Genomic DNA, 2,496 nt, shown 5'->3' with positions numbered 1-2,496 from the left:
GCAGATAAAACAACACCGGCGCGAGGCCGGTGTGGGTGAGATATTGTCTTGAATAAACAGTCCGCTCAACGAAGCCAAAATGGTAAATCACTTAACCCAAGCGCATCGTATTCATTTAGTGGCCTCTTTTTCTCGACCATTAAAGCAGGTATGTCAGAAGCTAAAATTCTGAAAGGCTGATAAATCCCAAACTCATCCAAAAATGAAACAGCCGAATCCTTAGCCTTTGAGAACAAGTCAAAATACCTAGAAAAAACATCCCCCAAGGTATCCGCCCTAGAGTCCAGCCATGTTCTATCACGATCAGCCTGCATATCCTCATCCCACTCAACGGAGGAGCTTGGCAGCGTGAAAAATATGCTCTTTACTTTTTCCATCAATGCGAAAGACTCTTCTAGTTCGTCTTGCCGCAAATAGCGTTTATAAAGCCGATCCGATAACAAACTCCAATCCTGATCTAAATATTTACTCACTACGAAAGCATTGAGGCACTCGAAAAACAATACAACATCCGATACGGGCCCCAATTCGTATACCGTATGCCCCCCATCAAACCCGACCTTCCTCATTCAGCTTTAAACCTTATGTCAGTAGGCCCGATTGCGCCGTTTGATTTCTGCACAATGCCTTTAATCACTGCATTTTTCTGTGCATCCGTTACAGCTTGACCACGAATATCAATAACCACTTGTTGCTGCATACCTTGCGGTAAATTCTCCACACGCTGCAGCGCTTGTTTGGAAACATTACTGATCAATCCCTGCTGATTCGTCGCAATGTTATAGTTTTTCACCTCAACACTGCACACGTCACCAATACACCAGTCAGGGCGAACACTGCCCGATGTTCCGTACGGTACTTCTTGTCCGTTTTTGTAACTGACTTGTGGTCTGGCTTCTTGGCCAAGGTCAGCTTTAACATCTATCTCGGACTGCTTGGGCGTTGGCCGGGCAGCAGCAACATCATCCAACGCACCGCTTGGTCCTTTTGCACCAACAGTATCACCCGATGCGAATTTCGTTGTCTACCCGCGCAACGCCTGACGTGACACGGCCTGCAAGACGGTCGGCCCAGCTGATTCACGCTCGATGAATAAAACCACCCCGACGCGGGTTTTCAGCCCGTCACAGCATGCCCTGGACGACCAAAACCAACTGACAACAAGAAGCCCCTGGGTGTTCGGTGGCGAAGCCATCGGACGGCCCAGGGGCCAACAAGCGCAGCGCGTTAGGCTTCCGGGTTCAAAGGGGTTTCCCCTTTGGTACGGACGACTGTTTACAAATGGCGCAGCTCATTTGTATACGGTCGTCAACGTGCCTGTTTTAGAAAACACGAGAGTGGATGTACCCCACGTATACCCCACGTATACCCCTGAATTACCCCAGATATACCCCACAAGACGCACTAAGCCGCACTGGAGCGCACTCTGACTCACTAAAACGCATTCGGCTTAGGTGGATCGAGTTGAAAGCGCACTAAAATGCACTAATCGGTCATCGAGCCGAAAACTGATTAAAACCAAGAGTCTCCGGCAGCGGGAGACAGCTCATTTTGGAAGCACGCAGTGCATGCAAAATGGACCACTCTCCCTATCCTGCATCCCTCTTCAAACCTCGACTTTATTTTCTTCGGTTTGGTGGGCCGTTTACAGGGAGTTTGCAGACGACGGGCAAGCAAAGCGCGTAGGATTTTTTAACCAGCCCACTGAATCGAGATGAAAGCAGATGAGCAATGACAAGCCGCGATTCATCGAAAAAGGCGATCCGGATGACAGTCCAATGCCGTTTCCGACATTCATCTGTTACGCCAAACCTCCCACATATGAACAGCTTTCTAGGGCCAAAAGACGACGGGAAGTCGATGCCGTATTTGGTTTTTACAAACTAAAACTATCGAAAACCGACAATGAGAAAATCGAGGAATATCTCAATAACGAGACATCACTCGAATATCTTATCAATCGATTTAAAACGGCTACGTGACGCTTAACGGGGTATCGGGGCGTAGCCCTGATCAGGGTTTTGGATGGATCGACTGCGTGCAGGCGGTACATACAAAACATTTCCTGTCCGACAGTTCACTCAGAGTTATCACTCGACTCGTAGAGGCGGCTTTTCGGGATTCAAAGGGCTCCCCTTTGGCACCGGATGTATACATCCATAGCGTGCCTGTATTTTTTGCAGTTGATTGAGGCCGCTTCGCGGCCTGCGGGGATGTCAGGTATTAGTAGGGTCTTTGCGGGGAGTTTGCAGGGGATTTGTCAGGCCGACGGGTATCTGTAGGGCGTTTGTCAGGCCGTTGCAGGCAAGTTGTCAGCCCAACTCGCCTTCTTCATCCGCTTCGGCGTCCAAGGCAGTCAACAGGGCTTCGACGGGGTCATCTGGCAAGGTTTCAGCCGTGGTTTCACTGGCTGAATGTTGCCGTTGCAACAACGCCGCTTCGTTCCAGACTCCGCGCAACGGCGTGGCCAAGTACAAATGCCGAGATTGGTTAGCC

Annotated in this window: 3 protein-coding genes and 1 pseudogene; 1 reads left to right on the top strand and 3 read right to left on the bottom strand. The window is 49.8% G+C overall.

Features of this window, described 5'->3' with window-relative positions; all coding sequences use genetic code 11:
* Window positions 1–65 precede the first annotated feature (65 nt).
* Entirely contained in the window at window positions 66–569 is a 504-nt protein-coding gene (locus tag PMM47T1_RS28410) for a hypothetical protein (RefSeq protein ID WP_008375831.1), read from the bottom strand.
* A complete protein-coding gene (locus PMM47T1_RS29465; RefSeq protein ID WP_081492743.1) occupies window positions 566–970 on the bottom strand; it encodes an adhesin in 405 nt (134 codons plus the stop codon). Before PMM47T1_RS29465 ends, PMM47T1_RS28410 begins: the two co-directional genes overlap by 4 nt.
* 754 nt (window positions 971–1,724) lie before the next feature.
* Between PMM47T1_RS29465 and PMM47T1_RS30035 the strand changes: the two genes are divergently transcribed.
* A complete protein-coding gene (locus tag PMM47T1_RS30035) occupies window positions 1,725–1,982 on the top strand; it encodes a hypothetical protein (protein ID WP_157213107.1) in 258 nt (85 codons plus the stop codon).
* Window positions 1,983–2,312: 330 nt separating this feature from the next.
* Here the strand turns inward: PMM47T1_RS30035 and PMM47T1_RS28405 are convergent.
* Window positions 2,313–2,496: pseudogene (locus PMM47T1_RS28405) on the bottom strand (hypothetical protein); the annotation flags it as partial.

The organism is Pseudomonas sp. M47T1 (assembly GCF_000263855.1).
In the GTDB taxonomy this organism is placed as follows: domain Bacteria; phylum Pseudomonadota; class Gammaproteobacteria; order Pseudomonadales; family Pseudomonadaceae; genus Aquipseudomonas.
The sequence above is the reverse complement of the archived record's forward strand: the minus strand, read 5'-3'. Positions and strand labels throughout refer to the sequence as shown.